26 protein-coding genes, 1 tRNA gene and 3 pseudogenes are annotated in these 23,173 nt (G+C 59.6%); 18 read left to right on the top strand and 12 right to left on the bottom strand.

Features of this window, described 5'->3' with window-relative positions:
- The first annotated feature begins 124 nt into the window (after nucleotides 1-124).
- From RWK44_RS06050 to RWK44_RS06040, 3 genes are read left to right on the top strand one after another with little or no spacing between them, the layout of a single operon-like run.
- Nucleotides 125-1,324, top strand: a complete 1,200-nt coding sequence (locus RWK44_RS06050; protein ID WP_131666023.1) for an ROK family transcriptional regulator — start codon at nucleotides 125-127, stop codon at nucleotides 1,322-1,324.
- Between the two features lie 45 nt (nucleotides 1,325-1,369).
- Nucleotides 1,370-2,470 carry a Gfo/Idh/MocA family protein gene (locus tag RWK44_RS06045; protein WP_316028539.1) on the top strand — a complete coding sequence of 367 codons (1,101 nt, stop codon included), beginning with the start codon at nucleotides 1,370-1,372 and terminating at the stop codon, nucleotides 2,468-2,470.
- 18 nt (nucleotides 2,471-2,488) lie between these two features.
- Nucleotides 2,489-3,130 carry a ThuA domain-containing protein gene (locus RWK44_RS06040; protein WP_003539493.1) on the top strand — a complete coding sequence of 214 codons (642 nt, stop codon included), beginning with the start codon at nucleotides 2,489-2,491 and terminating at the stop codon, nucleotides 3,128-3,130.
- Nucleotides 3,131-3,346: 216 nt separating this feature from the next.
- On the opposite strand, the gene RWK44_RS06035 is transcribed toward RWK44_RS06040, so the two are convergent.
- On the bottom strand, nucleotides 3,347-3,823 hold the full coding sequence (locus RWK44_RS06035; RefSeq protein WP_077981054.1) for a DUF2938 domain-containing protein: 477 nt from the start codon (nucleotides 3,821-3,823) through the stop codon (nucleotides 3,347-3,349).
- A 409-nt stretch (nucleotides 3,824-4,232) separates the two neighbouring features.
- Here RWK44_RS06035 and RWK44_RS06030 point away from each other — a divergent pair, with 409 nt between their 5' ends.
- From RWK44_RS06030 to RWK44_RS06015, 4 genes are all read left to right on the top strand, one after another.
- Complete coding sequence (locus RWK44_RS06030) at nucleotides 4,233-5,120, top strand: AraC family transcriptional regulator (protein WP_316028538.1); 888 nt, start codon at nucleotides 4,233-4,235, stop codon at nucleotides 5,118-5,120.
- 166 nt (nucleotides 5,121-5,286) lie between these two features.
- Nucleotides 5,287-5,685: a GlcG/HbpS family heme-binding protein gene (locus tag RWK44_RS06025; protein WP_017960369.1), complete on the top strand. Its 399-nt coding sequence runs from the start codon at nucleotides 5,287-5,289 to the stop codon at nucleotides 5,683-5,685.
- 51 nt (nucleotides 5,686-5,736) lie between these two features.
- Nucleotides 5,737-6,540, top strand: coding sequence for an SDR family oxidoreductase (locus RWK44_RS06020; RefSeq protein WP_221945962.1), 804 nt, complete (start codon nucleotides 5,737-5,739; stop codon nucleotides 6,538-6,540).
- An 81-nt stretch (nucleotides 6,541-6,621) separates the two neighbouring features.
- Nucleotides 6,622-7,170: a nuclear transport factor 2 family protein gene (locus RWK44_RS06015; protein WP_316028537.1), complete on the top strand. Its 549-nt coding sequence runs from the start codon at nucleotides 6,622-6,624 to the stop codon at nucleotides 7,168-7,170.
- Between the two features lie 158 nt (nucleotides 7,171-7,328).
- Here the strand turns inward: RWK44_RS06015 and RWK44_RS06010 are convergent, their stop codons facing one another.
- From RWK44_RS06010 to RWK44_RS06000, 3 genes are all read right to left on the bottom strand, one after another.
- The gene (locus RWK44_RS06010; RefSeq protein ID WP_316028536.1) at nucleotides 7,329-7,625 is read right to left on the bottom strand and encodes a hypothetical protein; all 297 of its coding nucleotides are present in this window, start codon (nucleotides 7,623-7,625) and stop codon (nucleotides 7,329-7,331) included.
- Complete coding sequence (locus tag RWK44_RS06005; protein WP_162039352.1) at nucleotides 7,625-7,795, bottom strand: hypothetical protein; 171 nt, start codon at nucleotides 7,793-7,795, stop codon at nucleotides 7,625-7,627. Before RWK44_RS06005 ends, RWK44_RS06010 begins: the two co-directional genes overlap by 1 nt.
- A 127-nt stretch (nucleotides 7,796-7,922) precedes the next feature.
- A complete protein-coding gene (locus RWK44_RS06000) occupies nucleotides 7,923-8,180 on the bottom strand; it encodes a DUF982 domain-containing protein (protein ID WP_011651896.1) in 258 nt (85 codons plus the stop codon).
- Between the two features lie 439 nt (nucleotides 8,181-8,619).
- On the opposite strand from RWK44_RS06000, the gene RWK44_RS05995 reads away from it, so the two are divergent.
- Nucleotides 8,620-9,447 (top strand): nickel-binding protein, encoded by an 828-nt coding sequence (locus RWK44_RS05995; RefSeq protein WP_316028535.1) that lies wholly within the window; start codon nucleotides 8,620-8,622, stop codon nucleotides 9,445-9,447.
- Here the strand turns inward: RWK44_RS05995 and RWK44_RS05990 are convergent.
- From RWK44_RS05990 to RWK44_RS05980, 3 genes and pseudogenes are all read right to left on the bottom strand, one after another.
- A pseudogene (locus RWK44_RS05990) lies at nucleotides 9,444-9,707 on the bottom strand (IS5/IS1182 family transposase); the annotation flags it as partial. The gene RWK44_RS05995 and the pseudogene RWK44_RS05990 sit on opposite strands and share 4 nt — an antisense overlap.
- 13 nt (nucleotides 9,708-9,720) lie before the next feature.
- Nucleotides 9,721-10,200, bottom strand: a complete 480-nt coding sequence (locus RWK44_RS05985; RefSeq protein WP_316028534.1) for a hypothetical protein — start codon at nucleotides 10,198-10,200, stop codon at nucleotides 9,721-9,723.
- 240 nt (nucleotides 10,201-10,440) lie between these two features.
- The gene (locus RWK44_RS05980; protein WP_017960359.1) at nucleotides 10,441-10,731 is read right to left on the bottom strand and encodes a DUF982 domain-containing protein; all 291 of its coding nucleotides are present in this window, start codon (nucleotides 10,729-10,731) and stop codon (nucleotides 10,441-10,443) included.
- 978 nt (nucleotides 10,732-11,709) lie between these two features.
- On the opposite strand from RWK44_RS05980, the gene coxB reads away from it, so the two are divergent.
- From coxB to RWK44_RS05950, 6 genes are all read left to right on the top strand, one after another.
- Nucleotides 11,710-12,723: a cytochrome c oxidase subunit II gene (gene coxB / locus RWK44_RS05975; RefSeq protein ID WP_316028576.1), complete on the top strand. Its 1,014-nt coding sequence runs from the start codon at nucleotides 11,710-11,712 to the stop codon at nucleotides 12,721-12,723.
- The gene (gene ctaD / locus RWK44_RS05970) at nucleotides 12,720-15,236 is read left to right on the top strand and encodes a cytochrome c oxidase subunit I (RefSeq protein WP_316028533.1); all 2,517 of its coding nucleotides are present in this window, start codon (nucleotides 12,720-12,722) and stop codon (nucleotides 15,234-15,236) included. Before coxB ends, ctaD begins: the two co-directional genes overlap by 4 nt.
- A 4-nt stretch (nucleotides 15,237-15,240) precedes the next feature.
- Nucleotides 15,241-15,621 carry a hypothetical protein gene (locus RWK44_RS05965; protein ID WP_025394464.1) on the top strand — a complete coding sequence of 127 codons (381 nt, stop codon included), beginning with the start codon at nucleotides 15,241-15,243 and terminating at the stop codon, nucleotides 15,619-15,621.
- Nucleotides 15,618-16,250, top strand: a complete 633-nt coding sequence (locus RWK44_RS05960; protein ID WP_077981064.1) for a cytochrome c oxidase assembly protein — start codon at nucleotides 15,618-15,620, stop codon at nucleotides 16,248-16,250. The genes RWK44_RS05965 and RWK44_RS05960 overlap by 4 nt, the downstream gene beginning before the upstream one ends.
- A complete protein-coding gene (locus RWK44_RS05955; protein ID WP_168287352.1) occupies nucleotides 16,241-17,287 on the top strand; it encodes a c-type cytochrome in 1,047 nt (348 codons plus the stop codon). The genes RWK44_RS05960 and RWK44_RS05955 overlap by 10 nt, the downstream gene beginning before the upstream one ends.
- A 113-nt stretch (nucleotides 17,288-17,400) precedes the next feature.
- Nucleotides 17,401-18,138, top strand: coding sequence for a hypothetical protein (locus RWK44_RS05950; RefSeq protein ID WP_077981273.1), 738 nt, complete (start codon nucleotides 17,401-17,403; stop codon nucleotides 18,136-18,138).
- A 68-nt stretch (nucleotides 18,139-18,206) separates the two neighbouring features.
- Here RWK44_RS05950 and RWK44_RS05945 read toward each other — a convergent pair.
- Nucleotides 18,207-19,701: pseudogene (locus tag RWK44_RS05945) on the bottom strand (FAD-dependent monooxygenase).
- 322 nt (nucleotides 19,702-20,023) lie between these two features.
- Nucleotides 20,024-20,194 (bottom strand): hypothetical protein, encoded by a 171-nt coding sequence (locus RWK44_RS05940; protein ID WP_316028532.1) that lies wholly within the window; start codon nucleotides 20,192-20,194, stop codon nucleotides 20,024-20,026.
- 146 nt (nucleotides 20,195-20,340) lie between these two features.
- On the opposite strand from RWK44_RS05940, the gene RWK44_RS05935 reads away from it, so the two are divergent.
- Entirely contained in the window at nucleotides 20,341-20,568 is a 228-nt protein-coding gene (locus RWK44_RS05935; RefSeq protein ID WP_077981067.1) for a hypothetical protein, read from the top strand.
- 71 nt (nucleotides 20,569-20,639) lie between these two features.
- On the opposite strand, the gene RWK44_RS05930 is transcribed toward RWK44_RS05935, so the two are convergent.
- Both RWK44_RS05930 and RWK44_RS05925 read right to left on the bottom strand, forming a co-directional pair.
- Complete coding sequence (locus tag RWK44_RS05930; RefSeq protein ID WP_077981068.1) at nucleotides 20,640-20,843, bottom strand: CsbD family protein; 204 nt, start codon at nucleotides 20,841-20,843, stop codon at nucleotides 20,640-20,642.
- A 170-nt stretch (nucleotides 20,844-21,013) separates the two neighbouring features.
- Complete coding sequence (locus RWK44_RS05925; protein WP_231283788.1) at nucleotides 21,014-21,187, bottom strand: hypothetical protein; 174 nt, start codon at nucleotides 21,185-21,187, stop codon at nucleotides 21,014-21,016.
- 304 nt (nucleotides 21,188-21,491) lie between these two features.
- Between RWK44_RS05925 and RWK44_RS05920 the strand changes: the two are divergent.
- Nucleotides 21,492-21,685, top strand: a pseudogene (locus RWK44_RS05920) (hypothetical protein).
- Between the two features lie 124 nt (nucleotides 21,686-21,809).
- Nucleotides 21,810-22,010, top strand: coding sequence for a hypothetical protein (locus tag RWK44_RS05915; RefSeq protein WP_020049824.1), 201 nt, complete (start codon nucleotides 21,810-21,812; stop codon nucleotides 22,008-22,010).
- Nucleotides 22,011-22,040: 30 nt separating this feature from the next.
- Here the strand turns inward: RWK44_RS05915 and RWK44_RS05910 are convergent.
- Nucleotides 22,041-22,116 (bottom strand) — tRNA-Lys (locus RWK44_RS05910).
- Between the two features lie 231 nt (nucleotides 22,117-22,347).
- Between RWK44_RS05910 and RWK44_RS05905 the strand changes: the two genes are divergently transcribed.
- Complete coding sequence (locus tag RWK44_RS05905; RefSeq protein WP_316028531.1) at nucleotides 22,348-23,097, top strand: cytochrome c biogenesis CcdA family protein; 750 nt, start codon at nucleotides 22,348-22,350, stop codon at nucleotides 23,095-23,097.
- The last annotated feature ends 76 nt before the right edge of the window (nucleotides 23,098-23,173 follow it).

The following is a 23,173-nucleotide window of genomic DNA, read 5'->3' as shown; positions in this document are numbered from 1 at the left end:
ACCCAATGCCTCTATTTTTATCAAATGCGCTTGACAGGACCGCTGAATTCCCTGCTATTTATTTCGTAACCCGTTAAAAATATTTGGGTTCCGCCCCAACGAAACGCTCGCCTGGCTAGTTCCCATGAAGACCGCAGATCCCGAATTAATGCGCGCGATCAATCGCTTGAACGTGCTCGATACCATCAGGCGCCATGGCCCGATCTCGCGGATAGAGATCAGCGAGCGTACCGAACTCTCGACCACGACCGTTTCGGCCATCACCGCCTCATTGCTCGACGACGGGCTGATCCTGCCGCGTCACGAAGGCGATATCCGCAATGAGGCCGTGCGCGGACGGCCGCGGGTCATGCTGGAGCTCAATCCCGATGCCGCACGCGTTGTGGGCGCCAAGATCGCTGCCAACAGGATGGTCTTTGTCGTCACCAATTTCCGCGGCGATGTGCTGTCGAAGCTCGCCTTGCCGATCCGCATCGACCGGCAGCCGATTGGCGTCATCGCCGATCTGGTTGAGGATGGCGTCCGGCGCTGCGTCGTCGATGCCGGACTTTCGCTGGAGGATGTCGACAGCGTCTGCCTCGGCTTTCCCGGCGTCATCGAGCACCGCACCGGCTACATCAGAAGCAGCCCGATCTTTCGCGACACCAATGTCAATTTCGCCGCCGAGATGTCGACGCGGCTGGCAACGCCGACCATTGTCGAAAGCGACGCCCACGCCATCACGCTTGGCCATCACTGGTTTGGAAAGGCGCGCGATCTCGAAGATATGGTGCTGATTTCGCTGGAGCAGACGCTGGGGCTGGGCGTTCTGCACGGCAACAGCCTGTTTCGCGGCGCCGGCGGCCTCAGCCACAATCTCGGCGACCTCGTGCTCGGCATGGGGCCGAACGGCATCGTCAGGCTTTTCAGCCAGGCCGGCGAAAGCGCGATCCTCGGCGAACAGCAGGCCGACGGGCGTTTTGCCGAAGCGATCCGTCTCGGCCGCGGCATGAACCATGCCCAGGCGCTGATCAAGGCAGACGACGACCGGCTGATTAGCGCCGCGATCCGCGCCGGCGAAGCGGTGGGTTTGACTATTGCCAACATCGTCACACTGTTTGCGCCGCCACGGGTCATTCTTGTGGGGTCGAGCCTGGCGCTCGGCGAACCCTTTCTCAACAGCCTGCGCGATGCCTATGCGCTCGCCATTCCGCCATCGCTGCGCGGGGTGAGCGAACTCGTCTTCGACGATTCGACCGACGATTTCTGGGCGCAGGGTGCCGCGGCGGTGGCGCTCTATGAGCTTTACGAATCGCCCTGGAGTACGACGGGGCCGGCGCTCTGACGAGCGCCCCAATCAAGATCAATGGCAAGATCAGTGGAGGAATTCATGGACAAGGTCGGTATCGGCATCATCGGATGCGGCAATATTTCAGGCGCCTATCTCAAGGCGATGGCATCCTTTCCCATCCTCGACATCCGCGGCGTCGCCGATCTCAACCGGGAGCTGGCGGAAGCAAAGGCCGCGGAATTCAACGTTCCGGCCAAGACTGTCGAGGAGCTTTTCACCGACCCCAAGGTCGAGATCATCGTCAACCTGACGATCCCGAAGGCCCATGTTGCCGTAGCGCTGCAGGCGCTCGATGCCGGCAAGCATACCTATTCGGAAAAGCCGCTCGGGATTAATTTCGCGGAAGGGAAAAAATTGGCGGAGGCCGCCAAGGCGAGGAATCTGCGCATTGGTGCTGCCCCCGACACCTTCCTCGGCGGCGGCCACCAGACGGCGCGTGGCTTGATCGACCAGGGCGTCATCGGCCAGCCGGTCGGCGGCTCGGCGACCTTCATGTGCCCGGGCCATGAGCGCTGGCATCCGAACCCGGACTTCTATTACGAAGTCGGCGGCGGGCCGATGCTCGATATGGGTCCTTACTACATCACCGATCTCGTCAATCTTCTCGGGTCGGTTGCGCAGGTTGCAGGCTTTGCGACGACGCCGCGGGCCGAGCGGCTGATCACCAGCGAACCGCGAAACGGCGAACGCATTCCCGTGCATGTGCCGACCCACGTCGCCGGGATGATGGCCCTTGCCAATGGCGCTGTCGTGCATATCGCCATGAGCTTCGATGTTGCCGGCCACAAACATGTGCCGCTCGAAGTCTACGGCACCGAGGGCACGCTTGTTGTTCCCGATCCCAACAAGTTTGGCGGCCCGGTGGAATATCTGAAGAAGGGCGGTTCGTTCGAGGACCAGCCGGTCACAGCACCCTATGCCGACGGCAACTATCGCTCGCTCGGCGTTGCCGACATGGCGCATGCGATCCGCTCCAACCGGCCGCACCGCGCCAATGGCGATCTGGCCCTGCATGTGCTCGAAGTCATGGAAGCATTCCACACCGCCGCCGCGACCGGCCGGACGGTCGCGATCACCACGGCAACGGAGCGCCCTGCCCCGCTGTCCGATTCCATCGTCGACGGACGGTTGGCGAAATAAGTTTCAGGAGGAAAGACTATGCGTGAAGCACTGATCGTCTGGGGCGGCTGGAGCGGGCATGAGCCGCAGGAGTGCGCCGAAATCATCAAGACCATGCTCGAGGAAGACGGCTTCAAGGTCTATCTCGAGCACGGCACCGAGGCGCTTGCCGATCCTTCCGTCCATGATCTCAGCCTCGTCGTGCCAATCATGACGATGTCGAAGATCGAGAAGGAAGAGGTCAAGAACCTCGCGACCGCGATCGAAAGCGGCGTCGGTATCGCCGGCTATCACGGCGGCGCGGGCGATGCCTTCCGCGACTCCGTCGACTACCAGTTCATCATCGGCGGCCAGTGGGTGGCTCACCCTGGCAACATCATCGACTATACCGTCAACATCACCCGTCCCGACGATCCGCTCATGGAGGGTATTGCCGATTTCCCCTATACCTCAGAGCAATATTACATGCATGTCGACCCCTCGAACGAGGTTCTGGCGACGACCAAGTTCACCGGCGAACACGCCTACTGGATCGACGGAGTCGTCATGCCCGTCGTCTGGAAGCGGAAATACGGCAAGGGCCGGGTGTTCTATTCCTCGCTCGGCCATCAGGCCAAGGAATTCGACGTTCCCCAGATGAAGACCATCTTCCGCCGCGGCGCCAACTGGGCGGCGCGGTAAGGCGAAGTTCAGACACCGTGGCTGCCCAAGACCCCTCCCCAACCCCTCCCCACAAGGGGGAGGGGCTAAGCTGCGGTGTCCGGCAGTGACCAAATGGAGAGGTCTTCCTGGCTGGTACCGTTCTACCGATTGGTACGTTGGAGGTTATGTGAGGCGATGCGGCATCTTAGCCCCTCCCCCTTGTGGGGAGGGGTTGGGGAGGGGTTTGGGCTTGTCTCAGCCGATGATCAATGCCGTCCCGTAGAGCCCCAGCGCAAAAACCGTATGGGCCAGCAGATTGAAGCACCGCACCTTGTTCGGCGTCGGATGTTTGGAGGCGGCCCAGCCGATGCCGAGGCCGGGCTGCAACAGGAACCACCCTGCCCCGACGGTGATGATGCCGAAGATCCAGGCGGGAAGAAATGTCGGGGCCGCCAGCCAGGCCGAGCCCATGATGATGGCGAAGATCACCCCATAGAGGATGCCGACAGCGTAATGGCTGATCCAGCCGAGCGCCAGTTCGTTGTTATAGGGTTCGGCATCGGCGATGCTCTCGTGAAAAACCTTGCCCCGGCCGAGGTGCCAGAACCAGCGACCCACAGGTGCCCAGTTTGGGGCCGCCTGGCCGAGCTGGGTGAGCACGATTGCCCAGAGGTCCATCAGGATTGTTGCGCCGGCGCCGAGCGCCAGACCACGCAATAGAATATCGAACATCGGGAATCACCGGAAGTGTTGCGAATGCAGGACGCTACCAAACCATTGCGGGCGCGCCTGCGCAAGACTGCCACCAGTTCATCGCCTCAACTCCAGTTTTTCCCCGGAGGAGGGTCCCTGCCCTCGTCGGCGCTCGGTCATCCGCAAAGGCGTCAGTGCAGGCGTGAATTGACTGAAGGCACAAGGGGCTGCGGTATCGCTTTTGTTCCATAAGACTTGCGCTCCCCTGAAATTTAGCCAAAATCCTGATCGTAATACCCAGGCTCCTGACAGCAACGCGGCGCGCCTGGAAGCTATTCATTTAATACATCAAGGATGATTGCAGATTGACAGTGGCGTGGCGGTCGTGATTGACCCGCCGAGACTGAACAATTCGAATTTATATCTATCTTCACGGCGTGGATGCGACATGACTTTCGTGGAATCGCAAGGGGACAGAAAGTATCGGACCAGCGAGCGAGTGGGCGGGCTCGTTGAATGCTCGTCGCTGCAGGTCGAGCTCAGGCGTTTCGATCCGGGCTGGCAAGTCGACCTTACACTCGAATGCACGGAAATAGCCGTCCTGCTCTCGGGTCAGTCGAAGATCAGGTGGACCGGTGACGGTCACAGGCAGGAGGCCATCGCTCGCCCCGGTGTCGCCTGGATATGTCCGGCGGGTGTCCATGAGAGCGATGTAGAAATCATCGGCACCATGCCCGAGTCCCTGCACATCTTCCTGCCGCCGTCGCTCGTCGGTGAGAGCGCGCTTTCGAACTTTGACATCGACCCGGCCAAGGTGCAGCTCGCCTATGCGGGCGGCGTCCCCGATCCCATGGTGCTGCATATCGGCCAACTCTTTCGCGGTTTGTTGAACAGAAGCCTGGAGCCGACCGATCGACTCTTCCTCGACGGCATTCAGATGGCGCTGGTGGCGCACCTGCTCGGCACCTATTCGTCTGGTCGGTGGCATCCTGCCGTGCGGGTCCCGACCATCGATCCAAAAAGGCTGCAACGCGTCTTCGATTTCATCGAAGCCCGCATCGCCGCAGAGATCTCGCTGAATGACCTTGCTGCCGAGGCCTGCCTTAGCCCCTTTCATTTTGCCCGTATGTTTCGCAAGGCCACCGGCCTGACCCCGCATCGCTACGTCACCGAGCGACGGATCGAGGCGGCCAAGGAAAAGCTGCGGCTTGCGGGATCCTCGCTCGTGGAGATCGCGCTCGATACCGGCTTCGGCTCGCAGGCGAATTTCACGCGCGTCTTCCGCAAGATGACCGGCTTGACGCCCGGCCAATACCGCGCACTCGTCACCGTTTAGCGGTTTCCGCCTGTCGGACAGAGTTCGACGTTTGTGCACGCACGCCGGAGCGCAAGATTTGCGCATAGCGCAGCAAGAGCTGAAAATACCGCAAAACCATTTCCGGCCTACACCTGTCTTATCGAACGGGGAGCACTCATCCTCGAACGAAAAAGGAGGCAGGGAGATGATTACCATTGACGAAGCGCGCAAGATCATCGCCGCAGGCGAGGCGCGGGCTAAAGAAATCGGCGTGCCGGTCAATATCACGGTCCTGGACGCCGGAGCCCATCTCAAGGCGTTCAGCCGAATGGACGGCGCCGTGCTCGGCTCGATCGACCTTGCTATGGGCAAAGCCCGGACGGCCGTATTGTTTCAAACCACAAGCGAGGCCGTCTGGGAATATTGCAAGCCCGGCGCTCCCGCCCATGCCCTCGAATTATCCAACGGCGGCCTGGCTCCCTTTCCCGGTGGCATCTCGCTTTTTGCCCACGACGGCACGGTGATCGGCGCCGTTGGCGTTTCCGGCGGAGCGGTTCCGCAGGATCTGGAAATCGCGCAGGCAGCCGCTGCAGCCGTCGCGTGACGTGCCAACCCTTGCTTTTGACCAACCCTAAAGTATCGAAAGGAATGTCGCATGACCAAGACCATTTTGATCACTGGTGCAGGCTCCGGCTTCGGCAAGGCTGCCGCCATTGGCATGGCCAAGAACGGCCACAGCATTATCGCTACCACACAGGTTTCGTCGCAGGTCACTCCGCTGCGTGAGGAGGTCTCCGCCCTCGGACTGAAGGACTTCCGCGTCGAGCGTCTCGACCTCACCGACCCCTACGACATCAAGCAAGCGCAGGGCTGGGACTTCGACGTCCTCTGGAACAATGCCGGCATGGGCGAAGCCGGCCCGGTCTGGGAGATCCCGATCGAGCTCGTTCGTAAGAACTACGAAGTCAACGTCTTCCTGCCGCTGTTGCTGACCCAGGGCGTCGTCCAGAAATGGGTGCGCGAACGCAAGAAGGGCAAGGTGGTCTTCACGTCCTCCATGGGCGGCCTCTTCACTCCGGCCAACTGGGGCACCTATGTCTCCACCAAGCACGCTTTGGAATCGATCGCCGAAGCGCTGCAGCAGGAACTCGCCCCTTATGGCATCAAGATCCAGACGATCAATCCGGGCGCCTACTACACCGGCTACAACGAGACGATGGCCGACAATCCGTTCCGCTGGCTGGACGACAGCAAGAACTTCACCAAGCGCGCAGATCTGCGCAAGGGCTTCGACGATTTCTTCGCCACCCCCGAAGGTAAGATGGACCCGAAGGAAATGATCGACCGTATGATCGATGTCGTTCCGGCCGACACCGGCAGGTTCCGCAACGTGGTTCCGAAGGTGGTCGAGGACATGCTGAAGGAGCACCAGCTGCGAGCCTGGGAAAACCAGATCTGATCAGTGTTTTTTGCGGCGAGCGCTGCAAGCGGCACCCGGCCAGCGGGTGTCGCGCCACCAACCCGATCCTTGGAGGAAACCATGTCCATCACCGCGACCGCAACTGTTCGCAGCCCGCAATCCTTTGTCCGCCGCATCTTCAACACCGCCCTCGGCATCGCCGCCACCATTCTGGCTATGGGTGGGCTGGAAGCGCGCGCCGCACCGCAGACGCTGACCGAGACTGAACGCCGCAACAAGACGACTGTCGAGGCCGGCTTTGAAGCGTGGGCGGCCGGCACAGGCAGCCCTTATGACCTCCTCGCTGACGACGCCCGCTGGACGATCGAGGGCTATTCGTTGGCATCGAAGACCTATTCCAGTCGCGAGGCGTTCTTGCGCGAGGTGATCCGCCCGTTTAACGCCCGCATGAAGGCGCCGCTGAAGCCCGCGATCCGCAACGTCTATGCCGTCGGCGACACTGTGATCGTCTTTTTCGATGCCCGCGGCATCGCTCGCGACGGGGAGCCCTACGCCAACACCTATGCCTGGTTTCTCGACATGCGCGACGGCCGTATCGTCCGCGCCTCGGCGTTCTTCGATTCGGTCGTGTTCAACGCTTTCTGGACCCGCGTGACGCCGGCCGACTAGCCAGAACCAAACTTGCCGTTCCAAAGTCACGGCGCGGACATGCTGATGGCCGCAAGCCGGCTTCCCAGGATGGAGGGCCGATCAGTGTGGCTGGTGGCTGACACCTGTTCCAGTTCCGTCATTTAACCGGCTCGACATCCTTGGCGAAGGTCGGCCGTTCAAAGGGCGTCGCGCTCGTATCGCGGCGCCCATCCGCGGGCCATCCCGCGGCTCATCACTCTTTCCGCCAGTGCCAGTTGCTGGCGGAGATGTTTGCAGTCATCAAGCAGCGAGCGTATCGCCGCCTTGGCATTGTCGTCATGCCAGGCAAGCACGGCTTCGACTTCCCAGGCTTGATCGGGACAGGCTTGATCGGGCCAGGCTTGATCGGGCCAGGTTTGATCCGCCCAGGCTTGACCAGGTCCAGTTTGTTCGGGGCGTGTCCGATGGGGTTCCAAGGCTTTTGCCGGCTGCATCAGTTCAGCGCCAACGGCAATTGAACCGGGCGCGGCAATGGCGGCAGCGGCCGGCTGAGTTCGACCTTTCTCTGCCAGGCGGCACGCCGCTGTTGATCGCGCTCGCGGGCTGCGCGGGACGCTTCGACAAGCGCGAGGGCGTTGGCGATCACCTGTTCCGTATGCGTCATGATCATCTCCAATGTTCCTGTTTTGTTCTAGATTAGAACTTCGGCAGGAAAAGTCAAGCGTCGGGACGATCTGGCTTTGAGGATAGGTATTGCCAGCCGCAGGCTGGCGTCGAGTCGAGGCAGATACTCAGTCCGCCGCTTCTATGACGGCGATGCCGGCCTCCTGCGCCGCCCTGATGAAGGCCGCCCGCACGTGTTCCGGTGGGAGATCGCCGATAATCGCATCCAGGCACGACTTGACGGCCTCGAAATATTCTTCGCCGTCATCTACCGGCCAGTCGCGCAGGAGCGTGCGCGCGGCGTCCCACACAGAGTTAATAACGGCATAATGACCAAGCCCCATTGAGGCCAAGCCAACCGGTCGAAAATGTGCCGTCTGTCTCACTTTGCTACAGCTTTTCCCAATTTCAGTGGAGCTCATGGGTACGATGCAAATTACGTGCCGTTGGTAGGCCGCGTCACCAGCAGAAGCGTGGCTTCACGGATTTGATCTTGGTCAGCGATGCTCGCAGTGTAGACGTTCCTCTTCGTCCCCTCCAGATCCCCTACAGCCGGCGCGTTTGCGAACGTGGAGCTTGAACTGGGTCCCCCGACCAGTCATTAAGCGACTGATTGTGGTAAATATCGGGCTTCGATCCCACGCCTGCTGATTAAAACTCAGTCTTTCCTTTTTATACTCTATAAGGATTACAGCAACTCATATGCATTGCTGGAAGCAAGAACCTCTCTAATCACTCATTGATTGTCCCAGAGGTGGACGGAGTTTCGTCCCGGTCGTACAATGTCATCTATCCTGCACGCGGCGGATCTGGGAGGAGCGCGCGATGCCTATTTTCATGGACCGGCACTTTCTTGAAGGAATCACAGCCGCCGACGTTGCCCGGGCGCATCGCATGGATCTCGACATTCAGGACAAATACGGCGTCAAGTTCTTGACCTACTGGTTCGACCAGCGGCGCGGTACCGCCTTCTGCCTCGTGGATGCGCCGGATGCGGAAACGGCGCAATGCGTGCATCGAGAGGCGCACGGTTTCGTCGCCGGCGAGGTCGTCGAGGTCGCCTTATCGGCGGTCGAAGCTTTTCTTGGCCGAATTCACGATCCTGAGCCGGCGCCTGGTCAGTCGTCCAGCGACGTCGATTCCGGCCACCGGGCAATCCTCTTTACCGACATCGTCGGATCGACAGCGATGACATCGCGCCTCGGCGACCGCATTGCGACCGAAATGGTCAGGGCCCATGACGCTATCGTGCGCAGATGCCTCAGCCGGAATTCAGGCCGAGAAGTGAAACACACCGGCGACGGCATCATGGCAGCCTTCGCTGCGACAACGGCAGCGGTCGCATGCGCCATGGCGATCCAGCGGGAATTCGAACGTTACAACGGCGGAAACACCGAGCCTATCCATATCCGCATCGGAGTGGATTGCGGCGAGCCGGTCGAGGACAGCAACGACCTCTTCGGCTCGACCGTGCAACTTGCCGCGCGTCTCTGCGCGGCAGCCTCCAGCGACCAGATCCTCGTCTCGGAGAATATCTTTCGGGAATATGGCGCCGCCGATCTCTTCGCTCACGCGACGCGCCGACGGTTCAAGGGATTTTCGAAGCCTATGCTGGTCTTCCGATGCGAGTGGGCGAGTGCGGGCGTAAACTAGGCCGTGGACTGGTTATGGCGGAGAGTGAGACGAACACAAGCCAGCTTGGTCATAGCAAGAAAATTCATGCCGAGTTTGTCGTAGCGGGTTGCAATCCGTCGGAAACATTTCAGTTTACTGAAGAATCGCTCAATGAGGTTCCGCTTTTTGTATAGCCATGGGCAGAAGACGAGCGTTATCTTCCGGTTGGATTTTGGCGGAATGTTTGCCCAAGAACGCTTGGTTCTCACCTTCGCGCGGAGCCAATCGGCGTCGTAGGCAACGAGCGCCGATTTAGGCCGTCAGATTGGGGATGAACGACCATTCTTCGGCCATGAACTCAAGCGTTTCATCGCGAAAATAATATAGGAAATGCCGAGAGCTAACGGTGTCTGTCCCGATCTTTTCCCAAGACACGGCATCGCGGTCGGGGTCGAGACCGACTAGCTCATAGAACTCGCCCCAACGAGGAGCCACACCGCTGTAGCGACCATGGCCGTCTACCTTATACCATTCATGATCATTGGTGCTGTCCCAGCGCCAGCGGCTGCAACCCACAAATCTCAAAGTGCCCCATGTCTCATCAAATTTCGGACGGGTCTTCGAAAACAGGCTCAACGACCTGAGAATACCCGTCGGCTTTTTTTCGTGCACGGGCCTATACGAGCGGAAACGGACGTTGACGGAGGAGCCCTCAACTGAAACCTGGGGCTCTGGCGCATTTGGTTCGGCCACCCAATCTTGGCCGAGTTGTAGTTTGACAAACTTGAGCATGGACTGCGATTAGCCGACTTGCATGACCGATTCTACTCAATTTATGAGTTTCACGGCCCAATATCTGCTGGATCCGACACCCGAATAGCCGGCTGCCTCTTGGCAGGGCTTGCCCGGCGCTTTGTGGCCAAGAAATAGGCGATCATCCGATCTGTAGGTACCGAAACCAGAACGCGCCGCAACTGATGTCACGGCGCGCCCTCACCTGCCATGCAGGCGGCCCCCAACAGCCATGTCTGATTAAGCATTACCAATTTGATGATTCATCAGCCCGTCGAACCTGGGACCACCCTCGACCTTGGCAAGCACGCCCGACATCTTCAGAAAGCGCCGGAAATTCTCGCGCGCAGCGCTCAGCGGGAAACGCCCGTTGGCCGTATCTCTGCACGCCTTCAACAGCGTTTCATATGCCAAACCCCGTTTGTCCTCCGGCCACCCGTCCAGAACATCGAAGATTTCATCGAGGCATGTGACCTCATCGATGAAATGTTGACGATGAAGCAGAATCGGATCAAACCGAGTTGACGACATAGTATCCTCCCATTTATATTACTTTTTTATGGTGTAATTTTACTCAAGAACCGCAATCTATTCAAGTCGAAATCGCGCCCGCTTGACTATTAACGTCGCGGAACTACTTCCATAGCGACGGAATAGCCCGATCAGCTTAGACTTACGTGAATTTAGTCATCGGCTGAGGCCGCGACGCATCACGATTATAGATTGATTGATCAATCGCGCGAATGTTTCGGCTCAGGTGAGCGTGATCTAGCGGGCAAGAAGTTTTCGTATAGGCTCGCGTTAGCATGGTAGATTGCGACCATGACAAGCTTGTGAGGACACGTTCAGATGAACCGATTTTTTCCATTGGTGGCGGCAGTGCTGATCGGTGTGTCCGCGTTCACGTCTTCCTGCACGTCGCCTGCAAGGCAGGATCACCAGGATTTTCAGTATCAGCGGAATACATCGGTAAACCCGGCATGTGCGGATGGGTTCAGACCCAGCAATGCTCGCTCGTGCAGTTATTGAAAGGCATAGAGCCGGAAATTGGGCGGCACGCTGCAGCAATTGGACCGGTTGGGAACTCCAAGCCCTGCCTCACCGTTAGATGATCGGGTCACAATGGCCCGACCCTTAAACAGGAGAACGGTTTCCCATGAACAATTTGATCTGGCTTGTCGGCGCTGTCGTTATCGTGCTCGCGATTTTGAGTTTCTTCGGCTTCCGCTGATTGCAGACGTGCTGATGGCATGCGGCGGCTCAACCGCGTCTTCTTCTCCCGGCGATCGTATGGACGAGGGGAAGCCGGAGCACGCGCCTGGTTGAAAACACTTCACGAAACGCGATTGATCCGCCAACGCCTCCTGACAGGTTTCGAGAAGGCCGAACCGGCTGTTTCGCCGAAGGTATTTTCGGTCGTCGGTTGTGACGTATTCACAGCATTGGCGATACCGCCCAGTTGCCGCCTAACAAACACCAGCCACTTGCCACCGGACATACGCGTTCCATATCGGAGATCTTGAGCATTGGAGGAAAGGGAGACCGACAATCCTGCGATGTCTTGTTCCTTTCAGTGCACTCGTTCTTGCGGGTTGCAGCGGTCAGCAGTCCGCGCTTAGTCCCGCCGGCGAGGAATCGGAGGCGGTCTGTCGGCTGTTCGTCGTCATGGTTATTGGCGGCATTTCGATTTGGGTCGGCGTAACCTCCCTGCTCCTTCACGCTGCGCGCCATCGACGGGAAGCATGGCCGGCGGAGAAGGCCGGCGCGCTCATTGCCTGGGGTGGCGTTGCATTTCCGACTGTCGTCCTTCTGCTTTTGCTGGGCTACGCAGTCTGGTTGATGCCGGCGATACGGCCTTGGAACCCGCTTGCAGCAAAGGATGGGGCGATCGAGGTGACGGGGGAGCAGTTCTGGTGGCGTATTCGCTATCCGGCCGTCGGTGACCAGCCTGCTTTCGAGACCGCCAACGAAATTCGCCTGCCCCTCGGCCGACCGGCGACTTTTTCCCTCAAAGCGACCGACGTTATTCATTCCTTCTGGATTCCGGCGCTGGGCGGCAAGATGGACATGATTCCGGGCCGGACCAATTTCCTCACGCTGACGCCAACGCGCACCGGCAGCTATCGTGCCCCTTGTGCCGAATTTTGCGGAGCCTCGCATGCCTATATGGCATTGTCGGTCGTCGTCATGGAGGAGGACGATTATAACGCCTGGCGCAGCAGGCTGATCGATGGCCAGGCAAGCGCTGCGAATGAAGGCGGACAACTCCTGCAGCGCCATGGCTGTGTGGGGTGCCATTCACTCCGTGGACTGCAGATCGCCGGCCAGACCGCCCCGGATCTCACCTTGATCGGCGCCCGCCTCTCGATCGGCGCAGGTGCGCTTGCCAACACGCCGGAAAACATCGCCCGCTTCATTCACTCACCCTCATCGGTGAAACCGGGCGCAAAGATGCCCGCTTTCAACATGCTTCCCGAAGATGATATCGAAGAAATTGCCCGCTATCTCGGGGGGCTCAAATGACGGAACCACTCGCTTCGGTCTCAGCCGAAACATCCACCGCGCAGGAAGCGGAACTTCGGCGCGTATGGGCCAATCCGAAAGGCTGGCGTTACTGGACCTCCGTCAACAACACTCAGATCGGCCTTTGGTATGGATCGGCCGCCTTCATCTTCATGCTGTTTGCCGGCATCCTTGCGCTGCTCATGCGCCTGCAACTGGCAGTCCCCGACAACGACTTTCTCTCCGCCGATCTCTTCAACCAGGCCTTCACGCTGCACGGCACCGTGATGATGTTCCTGTTTGCCGTTCCGATCTTCGAGGCCGTCGCAATCTTCCTCCTGCCCTCCATGCTTGGCGCGCGGGAGTTGCCGTTTCCGCGGCTTTCCGCTTTCGGCTTCTGGAGTTTTGCGCTCGGCGGCGTATTCGTCTGCGGGTCGATATTTTTCGGGGCGGCGCCCAATGCGGGTTGGTTCATGTATCCGCCGCTTGCCACCGACAAGCAATATTCCGGCATCGGCGCGGATATCTGGCTGCTCGGCCTTTCCTTCATCGAGGTCGCCTCCATCGCCGCAGCCGTCGAGCTCATCGTCGGCATCATGAAATGCCGGGCGCCGGGCATGCGGATCAACATGATGCCGCTCTTTGCCTGGTATCTGCTGATCGTGGCGGGCATGATCCTCTTCGCCTTTCCGCCGCTGATTGCCGGCGACATCCTGTTCGAGATGGAGCGGATGTTCGACTGGCCTTTTTTCGATGCAGCACGTGGCGGCGATCCGCTGCTCTGGCAGCATCTATTCTGGATTTTCGGCCACCCCGAGGTCTACATCATCCTCCTGCCCGCCATCGCGCTGATGGCGATGATCGTTCCGACCTTCGCGCAGCGTCCGATCGTCGGCTATTCCTGGATCGTGCTGGCTGCGGTCGGCACTGGGTTCCTGAGCTTCGGGCTCTGGGTCCACCATATGTTCACCACGGGCCTGCCGCAGATTTCACTGGCCTTCTTCTCGGCAGCGTCCGAGGCCGTCGCAATCCCGACCGGAGTGCAGATCTTTGTCTTCATCGCCACCATGCTGGCCGGCCGGGTGATCTTTTCCCTTCCCATGCTCTTTGGCGCCGGGGGACTGGCGATCTTCATCATTGGCGGGCTGACCGGCGTCATGGTGGCGCTCGCACCCTTCGACTGGCAGGCGCATGACACCTATTTCGTCGTCGCCCATCTCCATTACGTGATGATCGGCGGCATGCTGTTTCCGGTGGTTGCCGGAATCTACTATTATTATCCGCTGGTGAACGCACAAAAACTTTCGGCTCGATGGGGCAAAATCGCCTTCTGGCTCATGTTCGTCGGTTTCAACACCGCCTTCTTCCCCATGCACCTGACCGGCCTGCGCGGCATGCCGCGGCGGGTCTTCACCTACCCCTCCGATGTCGGCTGGAACCTCCTGAACCTCGTCTCCACCATCGGTGCTTTCATTTTTGCCGCAGGTGTCACCATCATCGTCGTCGATGTTCTGCGTCCTAAACATCGCGAGCCGAAAGGCGAAATGAACCCCTGGAATGCCGGAACGCTCGAGTGGATCAGCGAGCCGGAAGAAAATTGGGGCGTGCGGTCCATTCCGATCATCAAAAGCCGGTATCCGCTCTGGGACCAGCCGGAGCTGATCGACGGCATCAAGGCGGGCCGGTACTATCTGCCGGACGCGGCCGATGGTCGGCGCGAAACGCTCGTGACGTCGGTTCTGGACGCCGAACCGCTGCAATGCCTGCGGGTCGGCGGCACATCGCTTCTGACCATAATCTCCGCTTTGGCACTTGGCGGCGCATTCATCGCACTGACCTTCCATTGGTGGATCTTGACGGCGCTATGCGCCGCCGTGACACTTGTCGCCATCCTGATCTGGCTCTGGACCGGAACCAACGAGATACCAAGGCAAAACCTCAGGGATATCGGGCTTGACAAGCAGGTTCCCCTTTATGCCTCCGGCCCGGCTTCGGTCGGCTGGTGGGCGGTCTTCATCACCATGGCCGGAGACGGCACGGCCTATGCCAGCTTGATGTTCGGCTATTTCTTCTACTGGACGATCCATCCCGATTTTACAGCAGGATTGCCTGGTCCGGGCAGGATCTGGCCGCTGATGGCGGCCGCGCTCTTTGCCCTTGCCTGGCTTGCCATGCTGTTTGCGCGATCGATCAATACGAATGGCCGGATGGCATCTGTCCGCCTTTGCCTCCTCACCTCCACGATCCTCACACTTGCGGCCTGCGCCGCCGGTCTAGCGGGTCCCTATCTGTACGACATGCAGCCGACGGCGCATGTCTATCCGGCGATCGTCTGGGTCATCGTGCTCTGGACGGTCCTTCATGGCCTAGTTGCCGTGATCATGCAGTTCTATTGTCTGGCGAGTAGTTTTGCGGGTCGTCTGACGGCGGAATATGACGCCGATCTGCACAATGTCGTGCTCTACTGGCATTTCCTGGTCATCACTGCCCTCACCTCCTTCGGAGTGCTGGGCCTGTTTCCAGAGTTGAGGTGACGAGATGCGCCTGATCCCAAAAGAGGTGGAAACGCTCTGGACCCTGTTTACCGGGCCCGCCGTCTGGGCTCTGCACTTTCTTGTCTGCTATGTCGCAGCCGCTGTCTATTGCGCGAAAGCATCGGAAGTTGCTTTCTCTTTCGGCATGCTCCGCTTTACCCTGTCCATTGCGACGGTTTTCGCGCTGCTTGCCATTCTCGGTGCCGCCTGGCTCGCTTGGCGGCAATGGGGCTTCGGCAGCGGCGATCCGCCCCATGACGAACCGACGAGGCAAGACCGGTTGCTGTTCCAGGGCTTTGCAACACTGCTGCTGTCAGGCCTGAGTTTCGTCGCGGTCATCTTCGTATCCGTCCCGCTGCTTTTTATCGAGGCCTGTGCCCGATGAAGAACCTTGCTCTTGTCGCCGGCATCTTTGCCCTTTGTCTTGCGCTGGCGCTTCTTGCGACGACCTGGAACGGCGGGTCGCTGACGGCGCATATGATCGTTCACATGACGACCGTCGCCATTGCAGCTCCGCTGTTGGCGATAGCGGTCGGCGGCAGGCGGCTCGATCCCGCCGTCCATCTCCCCTGGTTCGGGCCGCTACTCGCCTCAGTCGCCGAGCTCCTCGTCGTCTGGCTCTGGCATATGCCGGCGCTCCGTCGGCTGGCGGAAACGCGGCTTGATGCGATGCTTCTCGAACAGGCAAGCTTTCTTCTCGCCGGCATTCTGTTGTGGACCGCGTGTTTCCGGCGTCATGAGGAAGGCACCCAGCGGTTGGCGGGCATCATCGGCCTGCTCTTCACCTCGATCCACATGACGCTGCTCGGCGTCCTGCTGACCCTTGCTCCCCGCCCGCTTTATGGGGTCGGAGATGTCACCTGTCTCGGCTTCGTCCTTGGCCGCGACACCGATCAGCAACTCGGCGGTGTCGTCATGCTCCTGGTCGGCGCAGCCGCCTACATGCTCGGCGCCATCATCCTGCTTGCCGACGTCCTCAAGCCTACGTCTTCAAGGGGCAGCCAATGCGGATAAGGTGGAGACGGATATCTGCCGGCACCGCAGTACTTGCTGCAGTGGGCCTGTTCGTCGCCTGGGCCGGCATCATCGACATCCGTGCAAGCACCGGGCATTGGCGCATCACGGACTGGTTCCTGCATTGGGTGATGCGGTCATCCGTGCGCACGGCAGCGCTCGGCGGGCATGCGCCACGGTTTACGGCGGCGATGCTGCCGCTTGCCGCAGGTCACTACGAAACCGGATGTGCGGGCTGCCATGGTTCACCGGCGATGCCGCGACCCGCCGCTGTCGAAAACATGCTTCCTCCTCCGCCCAACCTGCAGCATGTCAACGCGACATGGAATGATGCCGAGCTCTTCGAGGTCGTCAAACATGGCGTGCGCTATACCGGCATGCCCGCCTGGCCGTCGATGAAGCGGGATGACGAGGTCTGGGCCATGGTCGCCTTCCTGCGGGAATATCCAAGCCTCGACCAAGCCGCCTATCAGCGGCTCGCCGGCTTTTCCGCGACGGGATCCCGGGACTTCGATGCGATCGTGAAAAGCTGCGAAGGCTGCCATTCGCCGGCAGGCCCCGATGAAACCAGCCTCATTCCGCGTCTCACAGACCAGTCGGAGACTTACCTTCGTGACAGTCTCGAGGCTTACGCGACCGGCAAGCGTCCAAGCGGTGTCATGAAGGTTGCGCTCTCGCAGACATCGAGCGAAGACCGGAAAAAGCTGGCCAGCTATTTCGCCAGCCAGAGCGTAGTCACTGACACGGGCCGGCCTTCGGGAATGATCTCTCGCGGCAAGGTCCTTGCGGAACGCGGTGACTGGACGCGTGGCGTCGCGGCCTGCGCCGCCTGCCATGATGCTGCCGGTGTCAACGAGGCCTATCCACGCCTTGCCGGCCAACCGGTGCCCTATATCGAAAACCAACTCGGTCTTTTCCGCAGCGGAAATCGTGGCGGCGGCGCCTATGCTGATGTGATGACCAGGGCTGCTGCAGGTCTGAGCGACGAGGATATTCAGGCGCTCGCAGCCTATTACGAGGCGTTGCCCCAGGATTGAAACTTTCCTGCGCGACGATGGTCGCCGATCGCAAAAAGTGGATGATCACCCCCTCGGCCTTCCTTTACAATCAGTCGTTTCGGCCTTCCAAGGCAGATGGCAAAGGAAAATCGATGGCTCGTCTTATGGGTCCGGATCAAGCGGCTCAATCGGAAAAGCGGACTGCAAAAGCTGATCGGCTGGAGGGCTTGGCCCGTGATGTGACAGCCGTCAAGGTCGGCGACTGCCTGCTCGGTTACAAGGCCGTCCAGCGCCGCATGCGGACCGGCCGCTGGAGCCATTTCCGCGGCCGGATGCGCGAGATCGAAAAATTGATCAGGCACCGTCACGGAGACATCGTGCCCGAGGCCGATGACGCCTTGATTTACGTCGAGGTGATCGCCGGCCTCGCTCTTGTCGAATTCAAGGAAGAGTTTGTCGAGGTGGTCCTCGGCTGGGCGGCGCGATGGCTTCCCTGGGCTAGGAAAGCCGACATAGAAGACGTGATCTACGAGCGGACAAAAGTGCGCTTTTCTGACTTGTCCGCCGACGCGCTCGGCCATGCTCTACACCTCAGCTACGCAGAACGGAGCGCCCTCGATATCCGCACCATTGGTGCATTCGATGTGCCGAAACAGAAACGAGCAAAACTTCAAAAGGAAAAGCGGCGGCAGCGGGACCGGAGCCGAAAAGAGGAGCAGCGCCGTGCCGCCGGCGCGCTTTCCAGAGCCGATTATCTCGCCAATTCTTTCAGCCAAGCGCGCCCCTGGGAGGCTTTCGGCATCAGCCGCCGGACGTGGGAACGCCGCGGCAAACCGATGCTCGATCCCGCGACGATATCGATTTGCGACCCGATCTCGCTCGCGGCTTAGAACAGGATGTCGTCCGAAAACCGCTTACACTTTTCGGCATCATGCTCAGGCAAGCGCTTTCGTCAGCTTTAGCCGGGTGGTCCGAACCAGCTATTCACAGCCTCTTGCAGACCATCCTGCGTCCTGTCACCCACCCACGCCACATATCCGTCGGGCCGGATCAACACGGCCGTTGGCGCGGAGATCAAGCCCAGCGCTGGCAGCTCCCATGCGCCGTCATATCCGGCGTCGACCAACTTGATGCGGTCCGACCACGGCGCGATGTCGAAGCTGCCAGGCGCGTCGAGGTTCAAGAACACGGGCTGCGCATCTTGGAGTAGCTTATAGACGCGCGTGGGACCATCAGCCGTGGTGAGATCGAGGTCAGGCATGCGGCGGCCGAGCAGCGGATGCCCCTCGCCAAACTCGTAGTGGATCGCCAATCCGGACATTTCGGCAGCGATGCGTTTGCGCGGTTCCTCCATGCCAAGCAGCTCCCTTACCACGTCACGCAAGGCTTCAGTGCGATCGTCGGTGCGCTGCAATGCCACCTGCGCCATCGTCATGCGCAACACGCGGGCGGCAACCGGATGCCGCTCGGCGTGATAGGTGTCGAGCAAGGCGTCAGGCGATCTTCCTTTTACCACCTGGGCCAGCTTCCAACCGAGATTGACGGCATCCTGCACACCGGTATTCAGGCCTTGCCCGCCGACCGGAGAGTGCACATGGGCGGCATCGCCGGCGAGGAGTACCCGCCCCTTGCGGTAGGCCGTCGCCTGCCTGGACATATCGGTGAACCGGGAAATCCAGTTGACGCGATGGAGTCCGTAATCCGTTCCAAATGCGGCGAGGAGGGCTTCCCTGAGATCGCTGAGCGTCGGTTCGGTCGTGGCGCCGGCATTCTTCTCCGGCACCATCACGCCGATCGGACCTTCCTTGGCAAAGACGATCTTGCCGTCGTGGATTTCATACTCCTCCCTGCCGAAGGCATAGATGCCAAGGGCCGTGCGATGGATGCCCAATGGCGGCTCCTCTTCCATCTCCACCTCAGCGAGAATGTTGCCGGTCGTCGCATCCCATCCTTCAAACGCAATGCCGGCAGCCTTGCGGATCAGACTGCGGCCGCCATCGCAGCCGGCGAGATAGCGCGCCCTGAGCGAGGCGCCATCGGAGAGTTCAATGGCGACGCCGCTCTCATCCTGCGCGAAACCCGTTACCTCGAGGCTGCGATAGATCGGCACTGCCAGCTCGCCGACCCAGCCGGCCAGAATGCGCTCGACATGCTTCTGTCGCAGCGCCAGCCCGTAATTGTGCCGGGTTCGGAAAATCGCTGATATCCAGACGCGTCACCGCGAAACCCGTGACCTGGGCTATCTGCCCTTCCGCGAGGAACCGGTCGACGATGCCGCGCTGATCGAGAACCTCGAGCGTGCGTGCGCTCAGTCCGCCGGCACGCGTACCGGCAAGCTCCTGGTCAGGGCGGCGCTCCACAATGGCGACGTCGACGCCCGCCAAGGCCAGTTCGCCTGCCAGCATCAGGCCCGTCGGCCCTGCCCCTGATATCACGACTGCATGTTCCCTCATCCGCAAACTCCCTATTCCGCCGCTCCTTCAGGATTCCAGACAGAGCTGGCCCCACTAGTAATCGGTCCTGCGCAGATGCCGATTTTCTCTGTCGCAGGTTGTTCTCCCTATAATAAGAGTTCCATACTGGTTGGAAGGACTTGCGACAGGATATCGGCCTTGCTCTCTAAAGCCATATTCTTTGCCATTTGCTGATCTGGTGCCGTGGAACCTCAGGCGTTTCAGCACGACCTGACCGGGTGGGCGCCGGATTTTGACAGGCATCTTCCCCGGTCATCGTCTGTTCTCGAACAGCGATCGATCAATTCCTTGGAAGGGTATCTTACTGCGGAGCCGGAGCTTTTTGCGGAATCGTCTCAGCCGCCGGTCGCTCGGACGGATCGGCGGGATGGCCATAGATCATGTAGGCGGCGCCTGCCAGCACCCCGAGGACGAGAAGAGCGAGCACGTACAACATCATTCCGCGGATGGCCGCCTTCGGTGTCTTATCCATGAGGGATCTCCAGGATTGCTCAGCGGTCAAATTCAATGCGAGCGCTTTTGGTTCTGACGCGGCGGTTGTTCAAGTGAGTAGCATTCACGGAACGATCAGGTCCGGATTTGGTTTAACCTGCATCCTCATCGCTAGCGGAGGCCATCATGTGGGCAATCCTCACCGGAGCCGCTCTCATCATCGGCGGACTTCTTTTTCTTTTCACGTCGGCGCTTGGTCGAAAACCGAGTAATCCGCACCAAATGCCGCAAGGCGGCACCACGCTGGAACCACGGCGCCAAGGCCTCAGGTTCCTCGGCGTATCCCAAAACTGGCCGGCGTTGGCCGTTATCGCCATCGGCGCACTTCTCTTGGCTTTTGGGGGATATTCATGACCGACACTCCTTGGGCGTCTTAGCTCCTTCGGCAACAAAAACCCGGCTTTCACCGGGTTTTTGTTCAGGCATTACCAAGTCTGGCGACTGGTCCAGTCATCGATGTCGCGTTTAACACGGTCCTTTTCGATACCATACCGCTCCTGGATCTTGCCTTCCAGTTGCTCGCGCTTGCCGGCAATCTGGTCGAGATCATCGTCGGTGAGTTTGCCCCACTGCTCTTTGATCTTGCCCTTCGCCTGCTTCCAGTTTCCTTCGACACGATTCCAATCCATGGTCGATTTCTCCTATTGTTGATGAGCAGGAAACGGACCGCAGTCGAAGTTGGTTCCTGTGTATTAGCTGATTTCATAAACCGTCACGTGATCCTGCGCCGACGCACGTAAACGACAGCCCAGGCCATGCGCGCAAGTGCTCGCCAGCAGTCGATCGCCATCGGCTTAGTTCAGTGTTTGAGCAAATGGGCACCTATTGTGCCGACCATAGTGCGGAGATCATCTTTCGACCGTACCCCATGTTCGAACATGGAGATCAACTCTTGAGCTGCTTTGATTGCACTTGGGCTATCCTTGGAGCAGCAGCGAGCGGCGCACCATTCGTCATAGATGTCTTTGATCATTGTGAGGTCTTCTGGACCCAGAGCCGACTTGGAGCCGTGCATACCTTGAAACATCGCAATCCTCCCAGATGCTGACGTGACACGTAACCACAACGCACTGATTTTATGCCAAATTCCGGAGATTTCAATGTGCGGTATAGGACAGAGCGAAAGACGCAAGGCTCTGCCCGCGTCCAATCAAAGCCAGACTCCAATCAAGAAAATCGCAAACAATTTTTGAAACTATAATAGATGTGAAAATATTAATCCAAGCGTTAAGCAAATCATTTTTCCAGTGTTATACTATGTCAATGGGAGAGAAACAATGTCACTCAATATATTCGTCTATCTCTACAATCTAGGCGGCCTTGACGCACTTAACGTTTCTCTGCGGAGCCTGTCGGATGAAGAAATGCTTGGTGCATTACTGTCTCTTGAGAAGATAGGGTACGAGTGATCTGGAATGCCCGGAGAAAGCAAGCTTCCGCATGTGTGCGGAGCGGTCCGAACGAACGCTAGTTGTCAGATGGGACAAAGGCCAATCCGGAAGATTGCGATGAGACCTCACGAGCTTGTGTCTCCCTTCATGCGCTGAAAAAGGAGATGTTCATTCTCTATCGTTCCAAAGGAAGTGAGGGCGATCATGATCCGATCCCAGATAGCCGACGCACAAACCGCGTTGAGCGACGAAGAAGTCGCGCTTTGCCAAAGAGTCTTTGACCACATCAGCTCGGTGCGAGAAATCACGACAGACACCGAGCGCGAAGATCTGGCTCAGCGGGTTATCCATTCGTACCAGCATGGGGTGAAGGACGAGGCCGCGTTAATGCGACTGCTGATCTGAGAGCGCGGCGGCAATCTTGAAGACTAGAAATGGTGAGAGCGTCGGGGTTCGAACCCGAGACCTACTGATTAAAAGTCAGTTGCTCTACCAGCTGAGCTACGCTCTCCCTCTCCGCGGGTGTGACCACCCCGGCTGGAAGTGGGCGGAACATAGGCAGGCGACCCATGCCGGTCAACCGAAAATTTTGCCTTTTGCAAACGTTCGGCACATTTCTTGCGCACGCCAAGACAAATATCTTACGTGCAGAGACAGATTTCTTGCGCGCGCAAAAAGGTGATTGGCAATCGCTTGCGTGCAAAGCTAGGAACATCACGCAGATTGCAGCCGGAGAGAATGCGTGTCGATTGCCGATATTTCCCTGTGGAGCGCGCTCATTGCCGGGGCGCTTTCCTTCCTGTCGCCCTGCGTGCTCCCCCTCGTTCCGCCCTATCTCTGCTATATGGCCGGCGTCTCCGTCGAGCAGTTCCGCGGAGGCGGTGCGGTGGCGGTGGCGCCCGACGTCAGGCGCGGCGTGTTTTTCTCGGCACTGCTCTTCACGCTCGGCTTTGCCACCGTCTTCGTGGCGCTCGGCGCCGGTGCTTCCAGCATCGGCATGGCGCTTCGCCAGCATCTCGACCTCTTGTCGAAGATCGGCGGGCTGATCATCATCGTCATGGGGTTGAACTTCCTTGGCCTCTTTCGAATCGGGGTGCTGGCGCGTGAGGCGCGCTTCCAGAGCAGCGGCAAGCCGGCGACGCTGACAGGCGCCTATATCATGGGCCTTGCCTTCGCCTTCGGCTGGACGCCCTGCATCGGCCCGGTGCTCGGCGCCATTCTCGGCGTTGCCGCCTCGCGCGAGACGGTCGGCTCCGGCGCCGGGCTGCTCGCCATCTATTCGCTCGGCCTTGCCATCCCGTTCTGGATCGCCGCCGGCTTTTCCGGCGCCTTCATGCGCTTCCTGTCGCGCTTCCGCCGCCATCTCGGCACGGTGGAAAAGGTGATGGGTCTGTTCCTCGTGCTGACCGGCCTCGCCTTCCTGTTCGGATGGGTCAGCAATGTGGCGATCTGGTTCCAGCAGACCTTTCCGATCCTGATGCAGATCGGCTAGGCCACCGGCTGCCGATTTTCCTGGCCATGGTGCAGGTGTGCGTGGGCTCCTCCGCTTCCTCCTGCGCCGTCCGTCG

Origin of the sequence: Rhizobium sp. 25PS6 (assembly GCF_032464655.1) — a bacterium.
GTDB classification, from domain to species: domain Bacteria; phylum Pseudomonadota; class Alphaproteobacteria; order Rhizobiales; family Rhizobiaceae; genus Rhizobium; species Rhizobium laguerreae.
The sequence above is the reverse complement of the archived record's forward strand: the minus strand, read 5'-3'. Positions and strand labels throughout refer to the sequence as shown.